This window comes from Sphingobacterium sp. BIGb0116 (assembly GCF_024808035.1).
GTDB lineage: Bacteria > Bacteroidota > Bacteroidia > Sphingobacteriales > Sphingobacteriaceae > Sphingobacterium > Sphingobacterium paramultivorum.
This window is the reverse complement of record NZ_JANUDT010000003.1, coordinates 39992-59848: the sequence shown is the minus strand read 5'-3', so window position 1 is coordinate 59848 and position 19857 is coordinate 39992. Positions and strand designations below refer to the sequence as shown.

The following is a 19857-nucleotide window of genomic DNA, read 5'->3' as shown; positions in this document are numbered from 1 at the left end:
AGTTAATAATTACCAAAGTTAATGATTATGAAACATATTCACATCATACATGCCCGGCAAAATAATCTCAAGAATATTTCTCTCCAGATCGCCAAGAAAAAGATTACTGTTTTTACAGGTGTCTCCGGATCGGGCAAGTCGTCTTTGGTCTTTGAAACCATAGGTGCTGAAGCCCAAAGGCAGTTCAGCGAAACACAGGGCAGTTTTATCCGAAACCGGCTGCAACACATCGGCGTTCCGGATGTGGACAAAATCGACAACCTGAATGTCCCTATTATTATCAATCAAAAAAGATTGGGCGGTAACGCACGCTCGACCGTAGGAACGGCTACCGACATATATGCTTCCCTGCGCTTGCTTTTCTCGCGCATGGGGACACCCTTTGTAGGCTATTCAAGCGCTTTTTCATTCAATAATCCAACGGGCATGTGCAAGGCATGTGAAGGGCTGGGTATTGTGCAGACCATTGATGTAGATAGCCTTATTGACAAGCAAAAATCGTTGAACGAAGGGGCTATCCGATTTCCGACCTTTCAACCGGGTGGCTGGCGCCTGACACGCTACACCCAATCAGGCTATTTTGACAACAATAAAAAACTGAACCATTATACGCCGCAGGAATGGGAGCTCCTTTTGTATGCAGCCGAACACAAACCCAAACAGCCTGATCCGGAATGGGGAAAAACGGTCCAATATGAGGGCATCATCCCCCGTATTGAAAAAGCCTTCCTCAAGAAGCAGTCAAAAGAAATTCTAAGCCGAAAAGAGGCTTTAAATACCATTATCGTTACCAAAACTTGTCCCGTATGCAAGGGAAAACGGTTGAATGATACGATTCTGTCCTGTAAAATAGCGGGCAAAAACATTGCCGACTGTACGGCCCTTTCGATCGATGAGCTGCTGGAATTTGTTGCTTCTTTACATTCCAGCACTTTTGATGTCATTCTCACCGAACTGAAACATAAGCTTCAACATATCGTCAACATCGGCTTACAGTATTTGACCTTGGATAGAAGAACAGACGCGCTGTCGGGCGGGGAAAGTCAGCGCATCAAAATGGTGCGAAACTTGGGGAGCAGCCTGACGGATTTACTCTATATTTTTGACGAGCCGAGCATCGGACTTCATCCAATGGATTTACAAAATATCGCTGCAATTATTAAGCAGCTGCGTGATAAAGGTAATACCGTTTTACTTGTTGAGCACGACCCCGATTTGATCCGCATCGCCGATCGGGTAATCGATATGGGCCCCGGATCGGGAAAGAACGGTGGCGAGATTGTCTATGAAGGCACTGTCGCTGGACTAAAAACATCAACAGGAAAAACAGGCCTGTACTTTGCTAAAGTGCCCGAAATTAATCGTAATCCGCGGTCAGCAAAAGAATACCTCGAAATCAGACATGCCAGTCTGCATAATCTGAAAGACATCCAGGTGAGCATTCCCCAAAAGGTGATGACCGTGGTTACCGGCGTGGCGGGCTCCGGTAAGAGCACACTGATCAACAAAGTGCTGCCCAAATTTTATCCCGAAGCCACCATTATCGACCAGTCGTTATTTTCAACAGGTGCACGCTCCAATCTGCTGACCTACCTGGGCTTATCTGATGCAATACGCACCCTGTTTTCAAGAGCAAATCAGGTATCCGATAAACTTTTTAGCCGAAATAGCCTCGGTGCCTGTGAAAACTGCAAAGGTATCGGTATCGAAAAAATTGATCTGGCCTTTATGGATGATATTGAACAGACCTGCGAGGTCTGCGGCGGATCTGGTTTTAAGCCTGCGGTCTTAACATATCATTACCATGATAAAAATATTGTTGCGGTGATGGATATGACTGTCGAAGAAGCCTATGATTTTTTCCCGGACAAACTATACCGTCAGTCGTTTGATATGTTACTCCAACTTGGCCTGGGCTATCTTACCTTAGGGCAACGGTCAGACAGTTTTTCGGGTGGCGAAAGACAACGGCTCAAACTGACCAAAGAACTCAAGAACTCCAACAAGATTATCGTCCTCGATGAACCAAGCACAGGCTTACATCCAAACGATACCGAAAAGCTATTAAACTTTATCAATAACCTGGTGGACAACCACAATACGTTAATCGTTATCGAGCATAACCTCGATGTTATCGCCCAAGCGGACTGGATTATCGATATTGGGCCCGGAGCGGGCAAGTATGGCGGAAATGTGGTGTTTACAGGTACCGTTGCCGATTTGCTCAAAGATACTGTCTCGCTAACGGCAGCCTGTTTACGGCAACATATCCATTCCGAAAAGTGATTTTATACGTAAAAGAAGCCGTAAGGTCCCGCCTGTAGGATTGGAGTAAAGAAAAATTCCCAGGAAAATGCATGATTTTCCTGGGAATTTAAGCTGCAACATTGGAATCTCTCAGTTCAGCTGAGACTTTCTGAATTCCAGCGGTTTCATTCCCGTCTGCTTTTTGAAAAGCCGGGTAAAATACGATGGGTTTTCAAAGCCAAGTTCATAAGCAATTTCAGCAACACCTTTCTCCCCTAAGCGTAGTAAGTTCTTCGCTTCTGAAATCATAAAAATATGGATCAGCTCCATGGCCGTTTTGCCCGTTTCCTGCTTGAGCAGGTCACTGAGGTAGCGTGGCGACACAAAGAGCTGGTCGGCCAGAAAGGCCACATTGGGCAGGCCACTTTTTGCTAGCAGGCCCTGATTTACATAATTCCGAAGCTGATCGTTAAACTTAGATGCTGTTTTGCCGATGACCTGCGCCCGATCGATAAACTGTCTTTTGTAATAGCGCTGCGCATATTTCAGGATGGAGGAAACATGGCTCAGCATAATTTCGCGGCTGTATTCGTCCGGATTAGTATCGTATTCGTCCTGGATTTTTGCGTAGAGCTCTAAAATTAGCTGCTCCTCTTTCGGGGAAAGATGCAGCGCCTCGTTTACTTCATAATCGAAAAAACTGTATTTTTCAATTTCCTTGAACAGTTCATGACCATGCAGGTAGTCTTCGTGGATCATCAACATATAGCCCTTTTCTTCGAACTCCAGGTTTTTCATCTCGATGATCTGTCGGGGTTTCGCGAAGAAGAGACAACCGTTATTGTGATCGTAGCGCGTACGCCCGTACATCAAATTGCCGGATTTGATTTTCTTGAATGCGATTACATAACAGTCGGCGGTAAATTCCCTATCCCCCAGCTTACATTCCGAAAGGCAGCCGACCATGCTGAAGAGCGGATGCTGTGGCGCTTCCCAACGATTGCCCAGATGTAGTTCTGTAAGGGTTCTATAATGTTGCATCGGTTTTCATTTTATCAAAGTTAAAAAATATTCTAGCGGATTGGGCGTTTTTTAATGCCCATGCGCGGCTATGCTGACCTCTTTCCAGCCTTGGATATCTTCAAGCCTTTTCGTATAAACATCATTAATGACCTGATAGGCAATTTTACCGAACAAAATGCGTTTAGGCGGATTTTCACTATCGATGATGTTTAACACAGGTGCTACCGTAGCTTCGGGTTTGCCCCAGGTATCGGGGTTATCACCAGTTGCCGCAAAGGCTGCACGCACGGGCTCGTAATCTGTAATATCCGAAGAAGTCTGAACCGCAGATGCTCCAGCCCAGTCTGTTGCAAAACCGTTGGGCTCAATCAAAGTCGTTTTGATGCCCAGGTGCGCCGTTTCCGAACCGATTGTTTCGATGAGCCCTTCTACTGCAAATTTTGACGCATTATATAAACCCAGTAAAGGAATCGTGGTCAGGCCAAGAAAACTGGATACCTGAATAATATGGCCACTCTTCTGTGCCCTCATAATCGGCAATACGGCCTGAGCCACCCACAATGATCCGAAAAAATTCGTTTCCATCTGATCACGCGCCTGCTGTTCGGAAGTTTCTTCTGTGGTACCAAATAAACCAAATCCGGCATTGTTGATCAGCACATCGATGCGGCCAAAATGGTCTTTGATCTTGTTGACAACGGAAAAAACGTTTTCGCGGCTGTTCACATCCAGTTCTACGGCTAAGAGATTGTCGCCATAAGCAGCTTTCAGCTCTGCCAAAGCAGTGATATTTCTTGCCGAGGCAGCAACTTTGTCCCCTCTTTTAAGTAAGGCCTCAGCCCATAATTTTCCAAATCCTTTGGAAGCTCCTGTTATAAAAACTATTTTGCTCATCGTTATTCTTTTTGTTTATCCAAAATTACCGCTATTGGTACGGGGAGACTAACTCATTTGAGCTGAAGAATAGCACAGATTTACGGAGATCAATGGTTCTACCGTTTTTATGAAGCCAAGAAGAATGTTTTTTGAGAAGAAGGGAAATAGAGAAACTACCTTAACAATTTTAGCATATTCATTTTATAAATTTTGCCAATGGGGACCTGATAATTTGAGATAAAAATCATGTTGCCTTCCACACTATTAATCTGCTTTGCAGCAACTGCAAATGATTTATGGACCTGTACAAAATCATTTTTAGGTAGTTGTTCCAAGAAAGCAGAGAATTTTTCACGAATGGTAATAGGCCCCGTTGGGGTTATTATTTTGGTATAGTTGCCCGTTGCTTCAATATATAAAATATTTTCTGTTTCCAGTTGAATGTGCTTTTTATTGCTTTGAACAAAGATTCGATTTGGAACGTCATTTTTTTCAGCGGGAGCCTTTTGAACAACTGAACTCATCGATTTATTTACAGCTTTTAAAAACCGTTCAAAACCAAATGGCTTTAACAGATAATCCGAAATATTATGCTCGTATCCTTCGAGCGCAAATTCCTGATACGCTGTTGTTACGATTACTTTTGGTGGGTTTTGCAAGGTTTTCAAAAATTCGAAACCTTTTAAAACAGGCATATTCAAATCCAGAAAGATTAAATCCACTTCATTTTTGTGTAAGAATTCCAAGGCTTCCAACGCATCATAACAGTTTTTCATCAAACGCATATTTGGTATCAAATCGCAATATCCTTTAATGATATCGTGGGCAATATGTTCATCGTCGATGATTAAATAACTGATCATAATTGTTTGAGCACTAGTGTTACCTTATAAATATTTTCATTCACTGAAAAAGTTAATTCGTGTTGATCCGGATAAATTAATTCCAATCTCCTTTTCAGATTTTTTAAGCCAATTCCCGATTCTCTATCCCTTTTTTCAAAACTGTTTTCAATGACGAAGCAGATTTCTTTTTGTGAAGTTATTAAATTCATTTTTATATAAGCATTCTCTATCAAATTTTCCACGCCGTGTTTAAAAGCGTTTTCTAAAAGTATGATAAACAGCAAGGGCGTAACTGTTCGATTTTCATCAATATTATAGTGAAAATCAACGTTTATCAGTTTATGGTAACGCATTTTGTGGAGTTCGATATAGTTTTCCAAAAATTCAATTTCTTCCTGAATCTGTACTTTTTCCTTTTCGCCTTCGTAGATGCTGTAACGCATCATATCGGACAGTTTTAATATCAATTCCTGTGCTTTTTGCGCATCCTTTACCACCAGACCATACAGATTGTTGAGTGTATTGAAAAAGAAATGTGGACTAACCTGGCTTTTCAGCAGCATCAATTCCGCTTTCATTTTTTCATTTTTTAATTTAATGATGGACACAATCTGTTTGATCAACCAATAAATTCCTAAAGAAATCACAGCCAAACAGAGCAAGCTGTAAAAACCAATAATTGGAATACTGATTTTCGAACTGAAATTTTCAAAAAGCACCACAGATTCTTTTTTCGATGCTAATACCATAAAGAATATGACTATGATTGGTGTTATTGCTAAAACCACAGCACCCGCTGTAAGCATATTCGTCCTTTTGTTCATTCTTTTTAAGATCATAATCACAAAAGTAAATCATTAAAATCTGTCGGTAAAAATAAGTTGACAAACAGTTTATAACAGGTTTTAAACGTATGAAAATACATGATGAAAGTACTTTATGTACCCGCTATACATGTTTGCCCCACATATCGAACATTTCGTCAGGGAGGCTATCTGCTGTAAAGCTGAATTTTTATAAAGTGACAACTGAGCGAGTGATACGGATCGTCCAAATTTCTTCAAAATAATAAGCAGGGCCAAATAATTTTGATCCTGCTTATTAATTAAACCTGTAATTGTACTATTTAAAACTGATCATTGGCTGATTAAAGTCCGATCTGTATTCCTAGATTTACGACACGTTGATTCTGATACGCATCGCCCGCACTGTTGGACGTCACCTCAGGATCCTGCTGATACAAGGAATAATTCGTCCAGGTCAGCAGATTATACCCGCTCAGATATAAACGTGCATTGTTAATCCTAAATGGGAGCCATTTATTGGGTAATTGATACCCCAGTTCAATTGTCTTCAAACGTAAATAGGTCGCATCAATAAGCCAGAAATCAGACATATAGGTTGACGGGCTATTAATCGTTGTCGGATTAGTGGTTAAGCGTGGAAATTTAGCTGTAGAGGCCGTTTCCGCAGTCCATCGCTCTTGATGGATCGGTTGAAACTGGCTCTGGAAGGGCTCAATACCGCTTCCCTGAACGCTAAAACTGTACCCGGTAGTTCCCTGTAGCAGCACATTGAAACTAAATCCTTTGTAACTTCCCCCCAAGGTAAGTCCAAAGCTGGTATTCGGTATATTGGGTTTACCGATCACCGTCCGATCATAGTCATCAATCACGCCATCGTTATTGAGGTCCTTATACCGCAGATCGCCGGGCTGCACCTCATACCCTCCCGATGGTTTTGGGCTTGCACCGATATTTTCTTCGGTATAAAAACCATCGTACAGATAACCCAATGGTTGATTGATCTGCTGCCCTGTCAGCCGCAACCAAGGATAAGCTGGTGCCGGTTCATCCTGAAACAAAATCTTATTTTTGAAATACGTCAATACACCTTTAATATTATAATTAAATGCACCGATATTGTTGTTTACATTCAGTTCCAACTCCACGCCCCTGTTCCGTACCTTCGCAATATTTGATGGTGAGACCCCTACACCGATGTGCTGGAAAAGTGACTGTGAAGTGACGAGCTGATCGTACCGCAGGTTATTAAAATAGTCAAAGGTCATGGAAAATTTGTTTCTCCATAGATTGACATCAAGCCCTACATCAAATGACTTTTGTTTTTCCCAAGTGACATTATTATTTCCCAGATTTCCTTCCGTGATAATAAGTGAAGGCTGATGGGTTTCACCAAAAGAATAGCTTCCACCCTCGTTGTATACCTGCTGGTACAGATAACGGTCACCGGCGACCTTGTCAGAACCCACGATTCCATAGGAAGCCCGCAATTTGAATAACTCTACAAAGTTAAATGCATCTTTGAAAAACGATTCCTTTGCTAGATTATATCCTGCCGACACCGCCGGAAAAAGGCCATAACGCTGTGCCGCCTGAAAACGATCCGAGCCATTGTATGCTGCTGTTGCATCCAATAAGAACTTCTCTTTAAAGTTGTAACCTGCGCGAAAGGTATAGCCCTCAAAATTCTGTGGAATCCAGTTGGTTTTCTTATCCCCCTTTGTTTTATAGGATTCCCGATTATACAGCAGGAGTGCTGTCACCCCATGATCCCCAAAAGTTCGCGCATAATTGAAATTGGCCTGTACATTCACCCGACTGTTGTAATCCCCCTGGTAGGCCCGCAAGGTATAATTGCCCAGCACATAAGGTGCCCCACCTTTCAGCTGGTAACCGTTCGAACTGGGGTCATAACGATACACAGGTATCTCATCGCGGGCCTGCTCTCGACCATTCGACTCCACGCTGGCATAGGCTACACGGGTAGAAAATGAAAGCCCCTTCAACCAAGCATTCAGTTCTTGAGTACCGCCAAATAAAATATTGATATCGTTACGTCGATCCAAGCTATATCCCGAAGCTGCCAGGCGTGCATTGATCGTCGGTAGCAACTCCTGCGTATCACTGGCATAGGCGAACGAACCATCTGGGTTGATAAAAGGTGCCGACCATGGTCTTATCTTATTAAAATTGAACACCTCACCAACGACATTTCCCGCCCTCGGTGAATTAATACGATTGAAGTTCGCCCGGAAATCCAATCGTAATTTGAGCGTCTTCGTTGCTTGTACATCTAGATTCGATCGCAAGTTAAAACGACGATAATAATAGTTATTGTTGACCTTGTCACCTTCATTCTCAAAATTGTAAAGGTTTCCATTTTGGGAGAAAGCCCCACCTGATACAAAATATTTAATACTTTCGCCGCCACCAGTGATATCAATATTTGTATTGTACTGTTGGCTCGACGGTTTAAAGATCCGGTCATACCAATTGATATCCGGATGGCCATAAGGATCATCCCCGGAACGGAAATGTGCTAAATCTGCTTCACTAAAAGGTTGGTTGGAATTGTCGCCCAGCGTATTTGCTATCGCTTCATTCCATAAGAGCGCACTTTCATAGGCATTCAAAAACTTCAATTTTGTGACTGGGCTCTGCATACCTGACTCGACCCGCGCATTGATCTTTGGCCGTCCCGATTCACCCCGCCGCGTTTTGACAACTAATACACCATTTGCCCCCTTGATACCGAAAACAGCCGTCGTCGATGCATCCTTTAAGATCGAAATACTTTCGATTTCATTGACATTGATCTGCGAAAGTTGTTCATATGTATATTCTATATCATCAACAATAATCAGGGGCTGGTTTCCTTCTGGATTCAATGAACTGACACCGCGGATATAAAAATCCGAAGCATCTTTACCGGGTTGTCCGGAGCGCTGTACCGAAACAAATCCCGGTAATCTTCCAGCCAATGCATTCTGTACGCTCGAAGTTGGCACCTGACGGATATCCGCCCCTTTTATTGAACTGACTGCACCTGTACTTGTAAGTTTTTTGGTCGTACCAAACCCCACCACCACCACCTCATCAATATCCTGGCTGCTGGATTGCATAATCACTTCGATATTTTCCCCCTGCTTTACATCACGTTGCTGGGTATTATATCCTATACTTGTAAATACCAAAACCTTAGTACCACGTAAGGCCAATTTAAATCGTCCATTTTGATCTGTTTGTGTGGCTCCACCGCCTTTCTCCTGCACTGACACACCCACCAAGGGACCCGAACTATTTTTGACAATACCATTCACCATGGATTGCGCCAATAGTATAAATGGCGTCAAAACCATTATTGTTAACAGATATATGCTATTTTTCATCCGTTTATATTTATTTATTCATGATTAAAGCCATTCACACTGCCCGCTTCGGTTTGCGTAAATAGACTAATTACCAGCCTGGATTTTGTACCATTTTTGGGTTTTTGATCACTTCCGAGAATGGAATTGGAGCCAGATACATTTTTGCTTCAAATGTCATTTTCAGAATAGGAACTGTTTGCCTGATCACCCCGGTTCCCGTTTGATAAATGACGGTGGCATGAAGCTCCTTGTTAAATTCCTCTTCCGCTATTTTCCATCGTCGGACATCATAAAAGCGATGCTCTTCAAAAGCCAGTTCTTTTCTCCGTTCGAGGTGGATCAGCTTCCGCATTTCTGCTTTGGACAATGCTTCAGGAAGCTGATGTGGATTTAGTCCTGCTCGTTGTCGTATTTGTTCAACAGCACGATAAACATTGACATCAGGTCTGTCCAGACGTTCATTTCGTGCCTCAGCATAATTCAACAATATTTCAGCATAACGGAATAGAATAAAGTCATGGTTTACATTACTATAATTTGCCAGGGATTCAAAATTCCCCATAAATTTACGGAGGTAATAGCCCGTTTTTGTTTGCTGTTTAGATCCGCCCGGTTTATCGGATCCTCCCTCAAAGGTTTGTACAGCCCGGTTTAACCAAGGTGCCTCATTATAAAAAACAGTTGCGTAGAAGCGGCTGTCCCGTCCAGCATAAGGATCATTTGGATCATAGCCAGAATTTTCGTCTGTGATTTCCAGCCCGTTGCTCATTCCAAAGGCGTCTACAAGTTCCTGGGTGGGACTAGTTCGGCCATTGTTTACCCCGTTGGCATAGCCCACGGGACCATTGTTGTTTTCAAAGCTGGTGTTATTGCCACCTTGTTTCGCAAAGATCCGTTCATTGTTGCGTGTGATAAAGACATCTTTAAACAGTGGTTCAAGCTTAAAGAGATTGAGGTCCATCAGATCTTTGGCCGCATTCTCCGCCAACTGCCACCGCACAGCTGAAAATGCGGTATACCCAGAGAGATCATTCTGCCCATTGCTATTTCCACCGTTGAACAATGGACTGGCAGCATACAGGAGCACCCGGGATTTTAATGCCATGGCAGCCGCCTTGGTCGGCCTTCCATAAAATGTAAGATTGAATGGATCGATGCGTAGGCTATCTTTTATTGCATCACATTCTCCTACGATATAGTTGACACATTCTTCGAAACTTGCCCGCGGCAACTCAATATCATCGTTCAGCTGGTATACCTTATCACCCATCAGCGGCACTCCGCCATAACGTTTGACCAATTCAAAATAAAATAAGGCACGCATAAATTTTGCTTCTGCTTTCCATACCCGCGGCATGGGCGTACCATTTTCGAGTTGTCCCTTTACCGGTACACGATCGATATTTTGAATAAAAATGCTTGTCTTTCGAATCCCCTGATACCAAGATGCCCACATGTTGTCCTGATAATTATCCGAAGTATAAGAACCTGTTGCCAACTGCTGTACCGATGTGTTGGTCGGATTGGAGGAAACGGCATCATCCGTGGCTGCGTCCAGAAAATCTCCACCGACCCGATTCCCTAGGCTAGGCAGATAACGGTAGCAATCGGTCAGAAACCGGTTTGCATTTACACCGGCCGAATCCCGTCGGTCAAACACCTGGTCCAGTGTTTGCAGCTCAATAGGCTCTTCCTCTAGGTCGCTTTTACAGGAGAAGATCCCGATCGAAACTCCGACTACAAGCAACCATTTTAACTGATCATATTTCATACGAATGATTGGTAATTTAAAGGCCATGCGGAAGCCGAGGTTCATTTTAGATATAGGTTTTATTTCGGACGATCTGCATGATACTTTGTGCTCCTCAGTATGTATGTGGTTTGAATAGGAATATTTCATCATTGTCGATTTCTAAGTTTTATAATTTCACGTTTACACCAAAGCTTATGATCCGCTGTGCTGGATAGGCTGTACCTGATGAGATTTCTGGATCCAAGCGGCCATAGGGGGTAAAAGTGAACAGGTTCTGTGCGTTTGCAAAGACGCGTACCGAAGATAGCTTTGCGCGCTTTGTCCAATTGAAGGGCAATGTATAGCCGACATCCAGATTCCTTACCCGAAGATATTCGCCGGAACGGGTCCAGTAGCTCGAAATATTTTGTGTATTGGTCGGATCGGGTCCCAGCGTCAGCCTTGGATAAGTTGCAGCAGTACCGGTCTCCGGTGTCCAACGTCCCAGCATATAATCAAATCCCTGTCCGTCGCCAGTATTCCCAAAGGAATAATCCGTTTGTTGGTAACTACGGTTTAATACCCCCTGAAGCAATACACTAAAATCAAAGCCTGCGACATTGAATCCTAAGGTAGTGCCAAAATATACGAGTGGTTTTGTATTGCCAATGGCCGTTTGATCGTACTGGTTGATAATACCGTCTCCATTCAGGTCCACCAGTTTTACATCACCAGGATACACCTTATTTCCCGATAACAAAGGTGCATTATCGGCTTCTTCCTGCGTTTGGATTAGCCCATCCGCACGGTAGCCAAATGTCTGGCCTATGGGCATCCCCGTGCGCCTGTTCCAATTATATTGCTGAAAGACCTCGTTCATATACAGCACTTGGGTCTTCATCCGTGAGGCATTGGCGGTAATGAAATAGTTAAACTCACCGAAATTATTTTGATAGGTCAAAGTGATTTCCTGCCCCTCATAACGGTTTTTACCAATATTTTCATTCGGATACCCAATACCGATCAAGTCAATGGTCGATCCGCGCTGTTGCAATAAGTCAAAATAAGTATCTCTAAAATAGTCGGCTGTCAATTTCAGTCTTGAATGCCAAAAGGCAGCATCCAAACCGATGTTAAATTTATTTCCCTTTTCCCAGGTTCCTTCAATGTTGGCAAGCCCTTTTTCAATCAAGCTATTGGTGTAAGCGTATTCTGAGCCGAAATCATAGCCGTTCGCTCCGTCCTGTCCATAAGAAGCTCGCCAGCTGTAATAACCTAGGGCGGCTTCGTTGGTATTTCCCGTCCGTCCAAATGTAGCGCGCCATTTCAGTTGAGAAAGCCAACCCGCTTTTTCCTTCAGAAAGTCTTCCTGCATCATATCCCAGCCCAACCCAAAAGCATAAAACAGGCCATATTGGTTTCCCGGCATAAAACGATTGAATCCTGAATAATTTAAGGCTACTTCAGCAAAGTACTTATCCTGATAGACATAGTTTGCTGTCGCCGCAAAGTTGCTGTAGATCGCAGGTAAGTCAAACTGATAATTGGCCGTTTGCCTGTCCATAAACAGTTTGGCGCCGACACGATGTTTCCCACTCAGTTGTCTATCATACCCCAGTGCCCCCTGGAAATAGAAAAAGTTTGCTGTCGATGTGGTCGCAAATGAATTAGGCTGGTCAGCTATCGTTCCATACCGTACATACACGAGCTCTTTTTGCTCGTTATAGCTTAAGTCATACACCGGCTGTTGGCGATTGCGGTCAATGAGGCTCGACGAAGTTGATGAAACATTTAGCTTACCCTTTGCGTACAGTCCGGGAACAAATTTGTCAAGCTTGTAATTAAAATCCAGATTAGCCAGCAGGTCCCTCGTATTGTCCAACAGATAACCTGATCCCGTCGCAAGCTGGTACAAATTGCTCCGGTACACGGAGGAACCACCATAAGATTGGTCGGGATTAAAAATTGGATACGCGTTATTCGGTGTATTGTACAAGGTCGATAAGATCGTTCCTGTTTTTGCCCCCGGCTGTCTGCCATCCTGTATCTTTCCAAAAAACTGTAGTCCAATTGTTAAGTCATCAGTTACATCCACATCAATGGCACTATTGATGAGATAACGTTTATTCTGTACGTTGGTCTCATAGTCAAACTTATCATCCGATTTAAATAAACCATATTGGTTCAGGTAATTTAGCGAAAGGGCATACCGTGCATTTTTGATTCCACCCTTCACACCAAGGTTATATTTGGTGGTCGGGTTATTGTCCCTTACGACGGCATCGTACCAGTTGACATCCGGGAAAAACAGTGGATTGGTTCCATCCCTAAAGGCTTTAAAATCGTCCGAACTATACACAGGTTGCCGCCCTGCATTGAGAAGTGCTTCGTTGTAGAGATAGGCATACTGATAGGCGTTCAACGGCTGTGGCATTTTAAGCGATTGCTGAATTCCTGTTTGTGCTGTAAAGCTGATCCTTGGTGGTCCTGCCTGTCCTTTTTTCGTCGTTACCTGCAATATCCCTCTGGAACTCCGTTGTCCCAATAAAATGCTGGAAAGTGCATCTTTGACCACGGTCACCGATTCGATGTTTTCGGGATCAATGGAATAGATATCCCGCTGTACACCGTCGATCATAGTCACCGGACTTTGTCCCCTTAAGTTGAAGCCGATTTCAGTATTATCACCGATGCTGGAACGGTATTTCACGGCATCCGAGGGAAGAGATCCCGCCAGATCATTAGCGGTAATTGCGGTCATGCTCGGTGAACGAAATCCGCTGACTTCCTGCGTAAACAGCCCCGGCAACCGGCCTGTAAGCGCATTCAAATACAAGGATGTCGGTACATCTTTGATCTGACTGTTATAGACTACCGAAACGGATCCAAGGAGCTCCGAACTTTTCTTTTTTTCATAGCCTATACGCAAGGAGTCTGCACTTTGAAGTACGGCCGGCACCAAAGACACCAGTTTTTCGGCACCTCCCTTTATCCTCTTTCTATAATATCCCGGATATTCCACCCATAAGACTTCATGCGTAAGATGGCCTGACGGGGAAAAATCTCCATTTTCATCAGTCTCACCGACAAGCTGCCGCCCGGCGTCATAGACCTTAGCACCTGAAATCGGCTTACCATATTCATCCACAATTTTCGGAAATTTCCCTATCGCCCGCTCCTCATTCCCTGAGGCTGTCTCGCGGAGCCGTGGATACCAGCTGGCCTGCGCGGTCTGTTTATCGGCAATCACCAACAATACACCGACAACACTTAATTTTATATAATGGTTAAACATTTGTCATTCGTTTATTAGGTTAGCAATCACTCACAGCGGAAGGTATATTTAAAAGGCTCATCCGTATTGCCATAACCGACACTTTTGGTTCCCGTAATGTCCGTATAGAAATATTCCAGCCGGGCGATATGTACATCTTTATCGACCTTAAAAAATCCACGTGGCCAGATATCAATAAGGTACTTTTTACCACCGACGTCCGTCAGTTTGGTATCTGCTGTCTGTTTCCTGATTTCAGCAATAAGCTTTCCTGACTCATCCATTGCCCTGACATGTAGATAGATGGCAGGCTCATGATCCAGCACCGTATTGGTAACCCCACCATCAAAAGTCAATGTAATGATATCGTTGTCCAGACTTTTGACCGGTTGTACCGTACCCAACTGTGGGTTGATAAAATCGATCAGATCGCCCTCACCATCGGTTACCTCGAAAGCATTTGAGAACGTAAACTTTTTATAATCTGTATCCTCCGGACGCAGATTTTCGATTGAAGAACCGATATAGAATCCCAAAGACAGCAACATATTTTCGGCTCCCACGTTACATTCGGCCTTCACCGTAAAATCGATATCTTCGTTATTGACAAAGGAATAGGCCTGTGTACTTCTAAAAACAATCCATTCCATATCATCCACCAGATTGGGGCCTATACCGAACATTTTCTTGGCGGCTTGATGCCAGCTCAGTCCCGATACAGGTTCGAGTTCGCTGTCCGGAATAATACGCATGGTGCCATCTCCCTTTGGACTGGTAAAGGACATGGTCAGGTTTTTACGCGCATTCCATCCCTTGGGTACCATTATACCCGCGACTAGCTGGGTGCTATAATTACCTCCCCCCTGGATACGGGGCTCGGCCCCGCACTTCATCGTGAACGTCACCCTTTCATTTGCTTTTGCAGATGTAGGCACAGCTACTGAGATGGCTTTAAGACCGCATTGAGCTAAGAATATGGCCAAAAATAGCCCCATTGCCCAGAAGATATATGTCGAATAATGTGTGTTCTTTTTCATGTATAAATAATTTGTTCTTTAAAGGCCACATGGAATATCCAGATTATTTCCTTGGTGCTTGTGTTTTGCAATCGTGGATATTTCATATTCCACCGTTCAAACGTTCACAATCATATTGATAGGTGTTGCTGCTGCAACCCAGGCTCATCACTAAGCTGAGCTGGCGTTTGCCCTTGACTACAGGGAATTGAAATTTGAGGACCACCTCCTCTTTACCCTCGGTTGGACTAAGCACAACACTAAAGGGATACTGTGGATCATCCAGACGGTACTTTCCCGAGCCGCTGACTACAAAAGGTAGATTATCAGCAATGGTATAGGTTCCATCTGCATTGAAATCGATCTTAAAATCTTCCAATTTCAAACGCTTACTCAGGTTTTCACCATTTCGGGTCAGCTGTATTACTTTCCAGTTTCCAGTAATATCTTTTTCCACCTCCTCCTTGCGGATATTGCCGAGCTCATCTTTACAGGAGTTTATTCCCATACATAGGACCAGCATCAAGGACCATGAGCGTATCTTGTATATTTTCATCCGTTTAGTTTTTTTAATATCCTGGATTTTGAATCAAGTCTAAGGACTTCGCTACTTCAGATTGCGGGATGGGCCAGAGGTACATGCGTTTGTCAAAGACACGTTTTCGTACGTTGATGGTATTGTAGATTGTTCCCGCTGTTGTACGAACGGGTTCAGTCCCGTGCAGCTGTTTATTTTCCAATGATTCAGCCAACTTCCAACGGCGTACGTCAAAAAAACGATGTCCTTCAAAGGCCAGTTCTTTTTGTCGCTCATTCCGGATTATCTCACGCATGGCGACCTTGTTTAGGCCAGTCGGCAATACAAAAGGATCCAACCCTGCCCTTTCTCGGATAGCCTCCACGGCTGCATAGACCTTCAGATCCGGGATCCCGAGCGATTCGTTGCGTGCTTCAGCATAGTTCAACAAAATTTCCGCATATCGGATAATTGGCAGACAGCGCGGCGTGTAGGTATTGAACCAATCCGCGGCTACATCCCGATTGACCATTTTATAGGTATAATACCCCGTAGGCGTGCCACGGTAAATGGCATCCTGCCCCGAAGTCACATTGTTTGGATTGGACTTATCGATATAGATATTGACTGGTCTCCGGGCCAATCCATCCCGGTGGAAGACCATCGACTGATCTCTGGTTACGGTATTCGCTAAGCGGGGATCGCGGTTTTTATAGGGGTTTTTCGGATCATATCCAGCATTGGGATCGTTAATAGGCAAACCATTACGCATCCCAAAAGCATCCACCGTTTCCAGATACGGATAAGCGCCGGGGTTGCTTACGCCAAAAGTTGGCGGATTCCAGATACCTTCGAGATCCCGGTTGGAATCTTGCATTCTGGCGAGGATATATTCTGAGTTTTTACGCAGCTGAAACAGCTGATAGAAGCCAAATCCAGGTTCGGGATCGTTGTTGACATACAAACTGTAATGTCCAGATTCAATGACCTGCGCTGCTGCCGCTTCGGCCCGCTGCCAGCGTGTTTCATCCACGACGGAATAGGCAACGACATCCTTCAACGCCCCCTCTGTTGTCACTGGGCTGCCATTGAATAGCGGGCTCGCTGCATAAAGCAGTAAGCGAGATTTCAACCCATAACAAGCTGCTTTACTGATCCGTCCATAATCTTCGCCTGCATGTTCCCATGGGAGATCCTGTGCGGCAGCATCGCATTCAGCTGCAATATAGCTCACACATTCATCGAACGTATTACGCTTAGCTGGGATAACATCACTTGCTGCGTAAACACTGTCTCCCATCAGTGGCACACCACCATAATGTTCCAATAAAATAAAGTAATAATAAGCTCTTAGAAAGCGGGTTTCGGCTTTTACCCGCACCTTAATATTCGTACCAAAGCGTGCCCTATGCAGGTTTTTAAGCATAATATTTGCCCTACGAATATTAGTATAGGGTTTTGCCCAGGCATCATTGGTGATAATATTGGAGTTGACGGTACCCGTGGCAAACTGGATAAAGGTATTGATACTGCCGAGTCCAGCGCCTTCCGCTTCATCTGTACTGGCATCAAGCCCACCCCCACCAAAGCGCTTAGGCCAAGTCGCAAATCCAATATCACCATATATTCCCGACAGGAAGTTAATGGTATACGTACTATCTGAAAAAACGACCTCTTCATTCAGATCTGATGATTGCGTCTGATCTAAAAATCCCTGTTTACTACAAGCCGCAAAGGCCAGGAAGGCCAGTGCGCAAAATGTCAATTGGCTTTTGTTCATAATTTTTTGTAAAACAGTAAAATAATTGGTTATGCTATCATGATGTCAGCGAGCCTAGCCCGCTGACATTAATTTTTTCAAAAGATCTAGTCGATCGAACTCAGGGAAAATGGCCTCGAAGCCGTAGAAATCCCCCTTTCATAATTGGGTTTATCCCCCATGACAAAATGAAGCTCGCCCCCTTTCAGCAGATCTTCATAACGAATAAAATTTTTGTCGTAGGCTGCTCCATTGAGTGTAGCTGATTGAATATAGACATGTTCCAGACTATTGTTATCCGCCTTGATGGTAAATGTTTTCCCATTATCGAGACTGATGGTCACTTTTTTGAATACTGGACTCCCAAACACATATTCATCGGTTCCGGGACAGACACTATAGATCCCCATAGCACTCAGTACATACCAGGAAGACATCTGCCCTTGGTCCTCATCACCCGGATACCCCTTTTCCGTTGCATTATAAAGGCGCGATGTCACCATACGAGCATATTTTTGTGCTTTCCAGGGTTGACCGCTGAAATTATACAGATACGGGACGTGCTGCGTCGGCTGGTTGCCATGCGCATACTGCCCCATTTTTGACAACAACATTTCACGCATTTCATGGATTTCCTGCTTATAGCTACCGTAGTTGACACGTTGCTCCATGGTGAAGAACGTATCCAGTTTTGCATTAAACTTATCCACCCCACCGATCAGGTTGATCAAGCCATTCACATCGTGCATCACCGACCAGGTATATTGCCAGGCATTTGCTTCGGTAAAAGGTCCACCCCATTCTACAGGATCAAAGGGTTCACGCCATTGCCCATTGTCCAGTCGGCCGCGCATAAAGTTTACCTGAGGATCAAATACATTCCTATAGTTGTACATCTGCCGGGCAAAGATATTTTCATAGAATTTGTTGCCCGTCGCCTTTGCCAGCTGATAAGCACAAAAGTCATCGTAGGCATATTCCAATGTCTTTGCCGTACTTTCGTGAATATCGCCATAAGGAACATACCCCTTGGTAAAATACTCCTTCCACCCTTCGCGCCCATTTGATCCACCCCACAATCCTTTATTGGTCGCCTCATGGTAATAGGCTGCCAAAGCACTGTCGGCATCGAAGGTTCGGATCCCCTTCACCCAGGCATCCGTCAATAACGAGATGGCATGATTGCCAATCATCACGCCCGACATTCCAGGATTGGACCAGGTTGGAAAAAATCCGGCCTGCTTTTGCGCATCCAGCAGGGACTGCATATAACGTCCCTGCATGATTGGATGCAGGAGATTGCTTAACGGAAATTGACCACGAAAAGTATCCCAAAAACCATTATCCGTAAACATGTACCCTTTATGAATCTTACCATCATAAGGGCTGAAATAATAGGGACTGCCCTCCGGATCCATTTCATAGAACTTACGTGAAAATAAATTGGCCCTGAACATGCAGGAATAAAATGTTGCCATCTCCGCTTCCGTCCCCCCTTCTACGCGCACGCGGTTCAGCAATGCATTCCAAGTATCAAAAGCTTTCTTTTTACTTACTTCAAAGCTACTTTCGCCTCCCATTTCACGTTCATGATTGAGATCAGCCTGCTGAGGGCTGATATAGGATGACGCAATCTTCACTTCCACTTTTGCTCCAGGGCGGAACTCCAGATATCCACCTTTGCCTTTCCCGGCATCATAGCGCTGCCCGGCCTGGATTGTGCCCTTGACATTTTCCCAGGTGCCGTAAGCTTTAAAATCCTGATCGAAGGTAAGCACAAAATAATTTTTCATATGCCCGGGCACAAAACGCCCATTATGCACATACCCGACAATCTTGCGTTCTTCGGGGATAATCTTAATCTCGCTATCGCCCAAAAAGCCATCCAATAGCAAGAACGCTTTTTCCTTTTTCGGGAAGCTAAAGCGCATATGCGCCCCTCTTTCCACTGGACTCAGTTCCGCCTTGATGCCGTTGTCAAAATTCACGGCATAATAATGCGGCTTAGCGATCTCATTTTCATGTTTGAAGGATAACGCGCGACGTTCCTCATTGACCTCCAACTTCCCAAGGCCCGGCATCAACGAAAAAACCATATAATCGCCCATCCAGGGACTACATTGGTGAACCTGTTGAAATCCGCGTATGCTGTTTGCTTTGTATTGATATTTCCAACCATCTCCATTTTTCCCCGTTTGTGCCGAAAAGAAATGCACCGCAAAAGGCAATCCCACTGTTGGGTAGGTGTTTCCAAAGGACAGACTCCATTCGGAATCGGTTCCCTGAAGCGTATTTACGTACTTTACCAGGTCCACCTGCTGCGCTTGCGCCTGGCTTAGCATCGCAAAAATCACTGTCAGATAAATACATAATCTTTGTTTCATAATCAGTTAT

General features: G+C 44.2%; 12 protein-coding genes. 1 reads left to right on the top strand and 11 read right to left on the bottom strand.

What is annotated here, in order from left to right; translation table 11 throughout:
* The first annotated feature begins 27 nt into the window (after positions 1–27).
* Positions 28–2286, top strand: a complete 2259-nt coding sequence (locus tag M2419_RS09135; protein WP_259254843.1) for an excinuclease ABC subunit UvrA — start codon at positions 28–30, stop codon at positions 2284–2286.
* Between the two features lie 111 nt (positions 2287–2397).
* On the opposite strand, the gene M2419_RS09130 is transcribed toward M2419_RS09135, so the two are convergent.
* From M2419_RS09130 to M2419_RS09080, 11 genes are all read right to left on the bottom strand, one after another.
* Positions 2398–3288, bottom strand: coding sequence for an AraC family transcriptional regulator (locus tag M2419_RS09130; RefSeq protein ID WP_259254842.1), 891 nt, complete (start codon positions 3286–3288; stop codon positions 2398–2400).
* Between the two features lie 51 nt (positions 3289–3339).
* Entirely contained in the window at positions 3340–4164 is an 825-nt protein-coding gene (locus M2419_RS09125; protein WP_259254841.1) for an SDR family NAD(P)-dependent oxidoreductase, read from the bottom strand.
* Positions 4165–4319: 155 nt separating this feature from the next.
* A complete protein-coding gene (locus M2419_RS09120) occupies positions 4320–5009 on the bottom strand; it encodes a LytTR family DNA-binding domain-containing protein (RefSeq protein WP_259254840.1) in 690 nt (229 codons plus the stop codon).
* Positions 5006–5815 carry a sensor histidine kinase gene (locus M2419_RS09115; RefSeq protein WP_259254839.1) on the bottom strand — a complete coding sequence of 270 codons (810 nt, stop codon included), beginning with the start codon at positions 5813–5815 and terminating at the stop codon, positions 5006–5008. The genes M2419_RS09120 and M2419_RS09115 overlap by 4 nt, the downstream gene beginning before the upstream one ends.
* 323 nt (positions 5816–6138) lie before the next feature.
* Positions 6139–9183: a TonB-dependent receptor gene (locus tag M2419_RS09110; RefSeq protein ID WP_259254838.1), complete on the bottom strand. Its 3045-nt coding sequence runs from the start codon at positions 9181–9183 to the stop codon at positions 6139–6141.
* 70 nt (positions 9184–9253) lie between these two features.
* A complete protein-coding gene (locus M2419_RS09105; protein WP_259254837.1) occupies positions 9254–10981 on the bottom strand; it encodes a RagB/SusD family nutrient uptake outer membrane protein in 1728 nt (575 codons plus the stop codon).
* Between the two features lie 103 nt (positions 10982–11084).
* Positions 11085–14192, bottom strand: a complete 3108-nt coding sequence (locus M2419_RS09100; RefSeq protein ID WP_259254836.1) for a SusC/RagA family TonB-linked outer membrane protein — start codon at positions 14190–14192, stop codon at positions 11085–11087.
* A 26-nt stretch (positions 14193–14218) separates the two neighbouring features.
* Positions 14219–15208, bottom strand: a complete 990-nt coding sequence (locus tag M2419_RS09095; protein ID WP_075992357.1) for a DUF4961 domain-containing protein — start codon at positions 15206–15208, stop codon at positions 14219–14221.
* A gap of 82 nt (positions 15209–15290) precedes the next feature.
* Complete coding sequence (locus M2419_RS09090) at positions 15291–15743, bottom strand: DUF5004 domain-containing protein (RefSeq protein ID WP_248933652.1); 453 nt, start codon at positions 15741–15743, stop codon at positions 15291–15293.
* A 13-nt stretch (positions 15744–15756) separates the two neighbouring features.
* Positions 15757–17484 (bottom strand): RagB/SusD family nutrient uptake outer membrane protein, encoded by a 1728-nt coding sequence (locus M2419_RS09085; RefSeq protein ID WP_259254833.1) that lies wholly within the window; start codon positions 17482–17484, stop codon positions 15757–15759.
* Positions 17485–17570: 86 nt separating this feature from the next.
* The gene (locus tag M2419_RS09080; protein WP_259254832.1) at positions 17571–19847 is read right to left on the bottom strand and encodes a GH92 family glycosyl hydrolase; all 2277 of its coding nucleotides are present in this window, start codon (positions 19845–19847) and stop codon (positions 17571–17573) included.
* Positions 19848–19857: the final 10 nt, after the last annotated feature.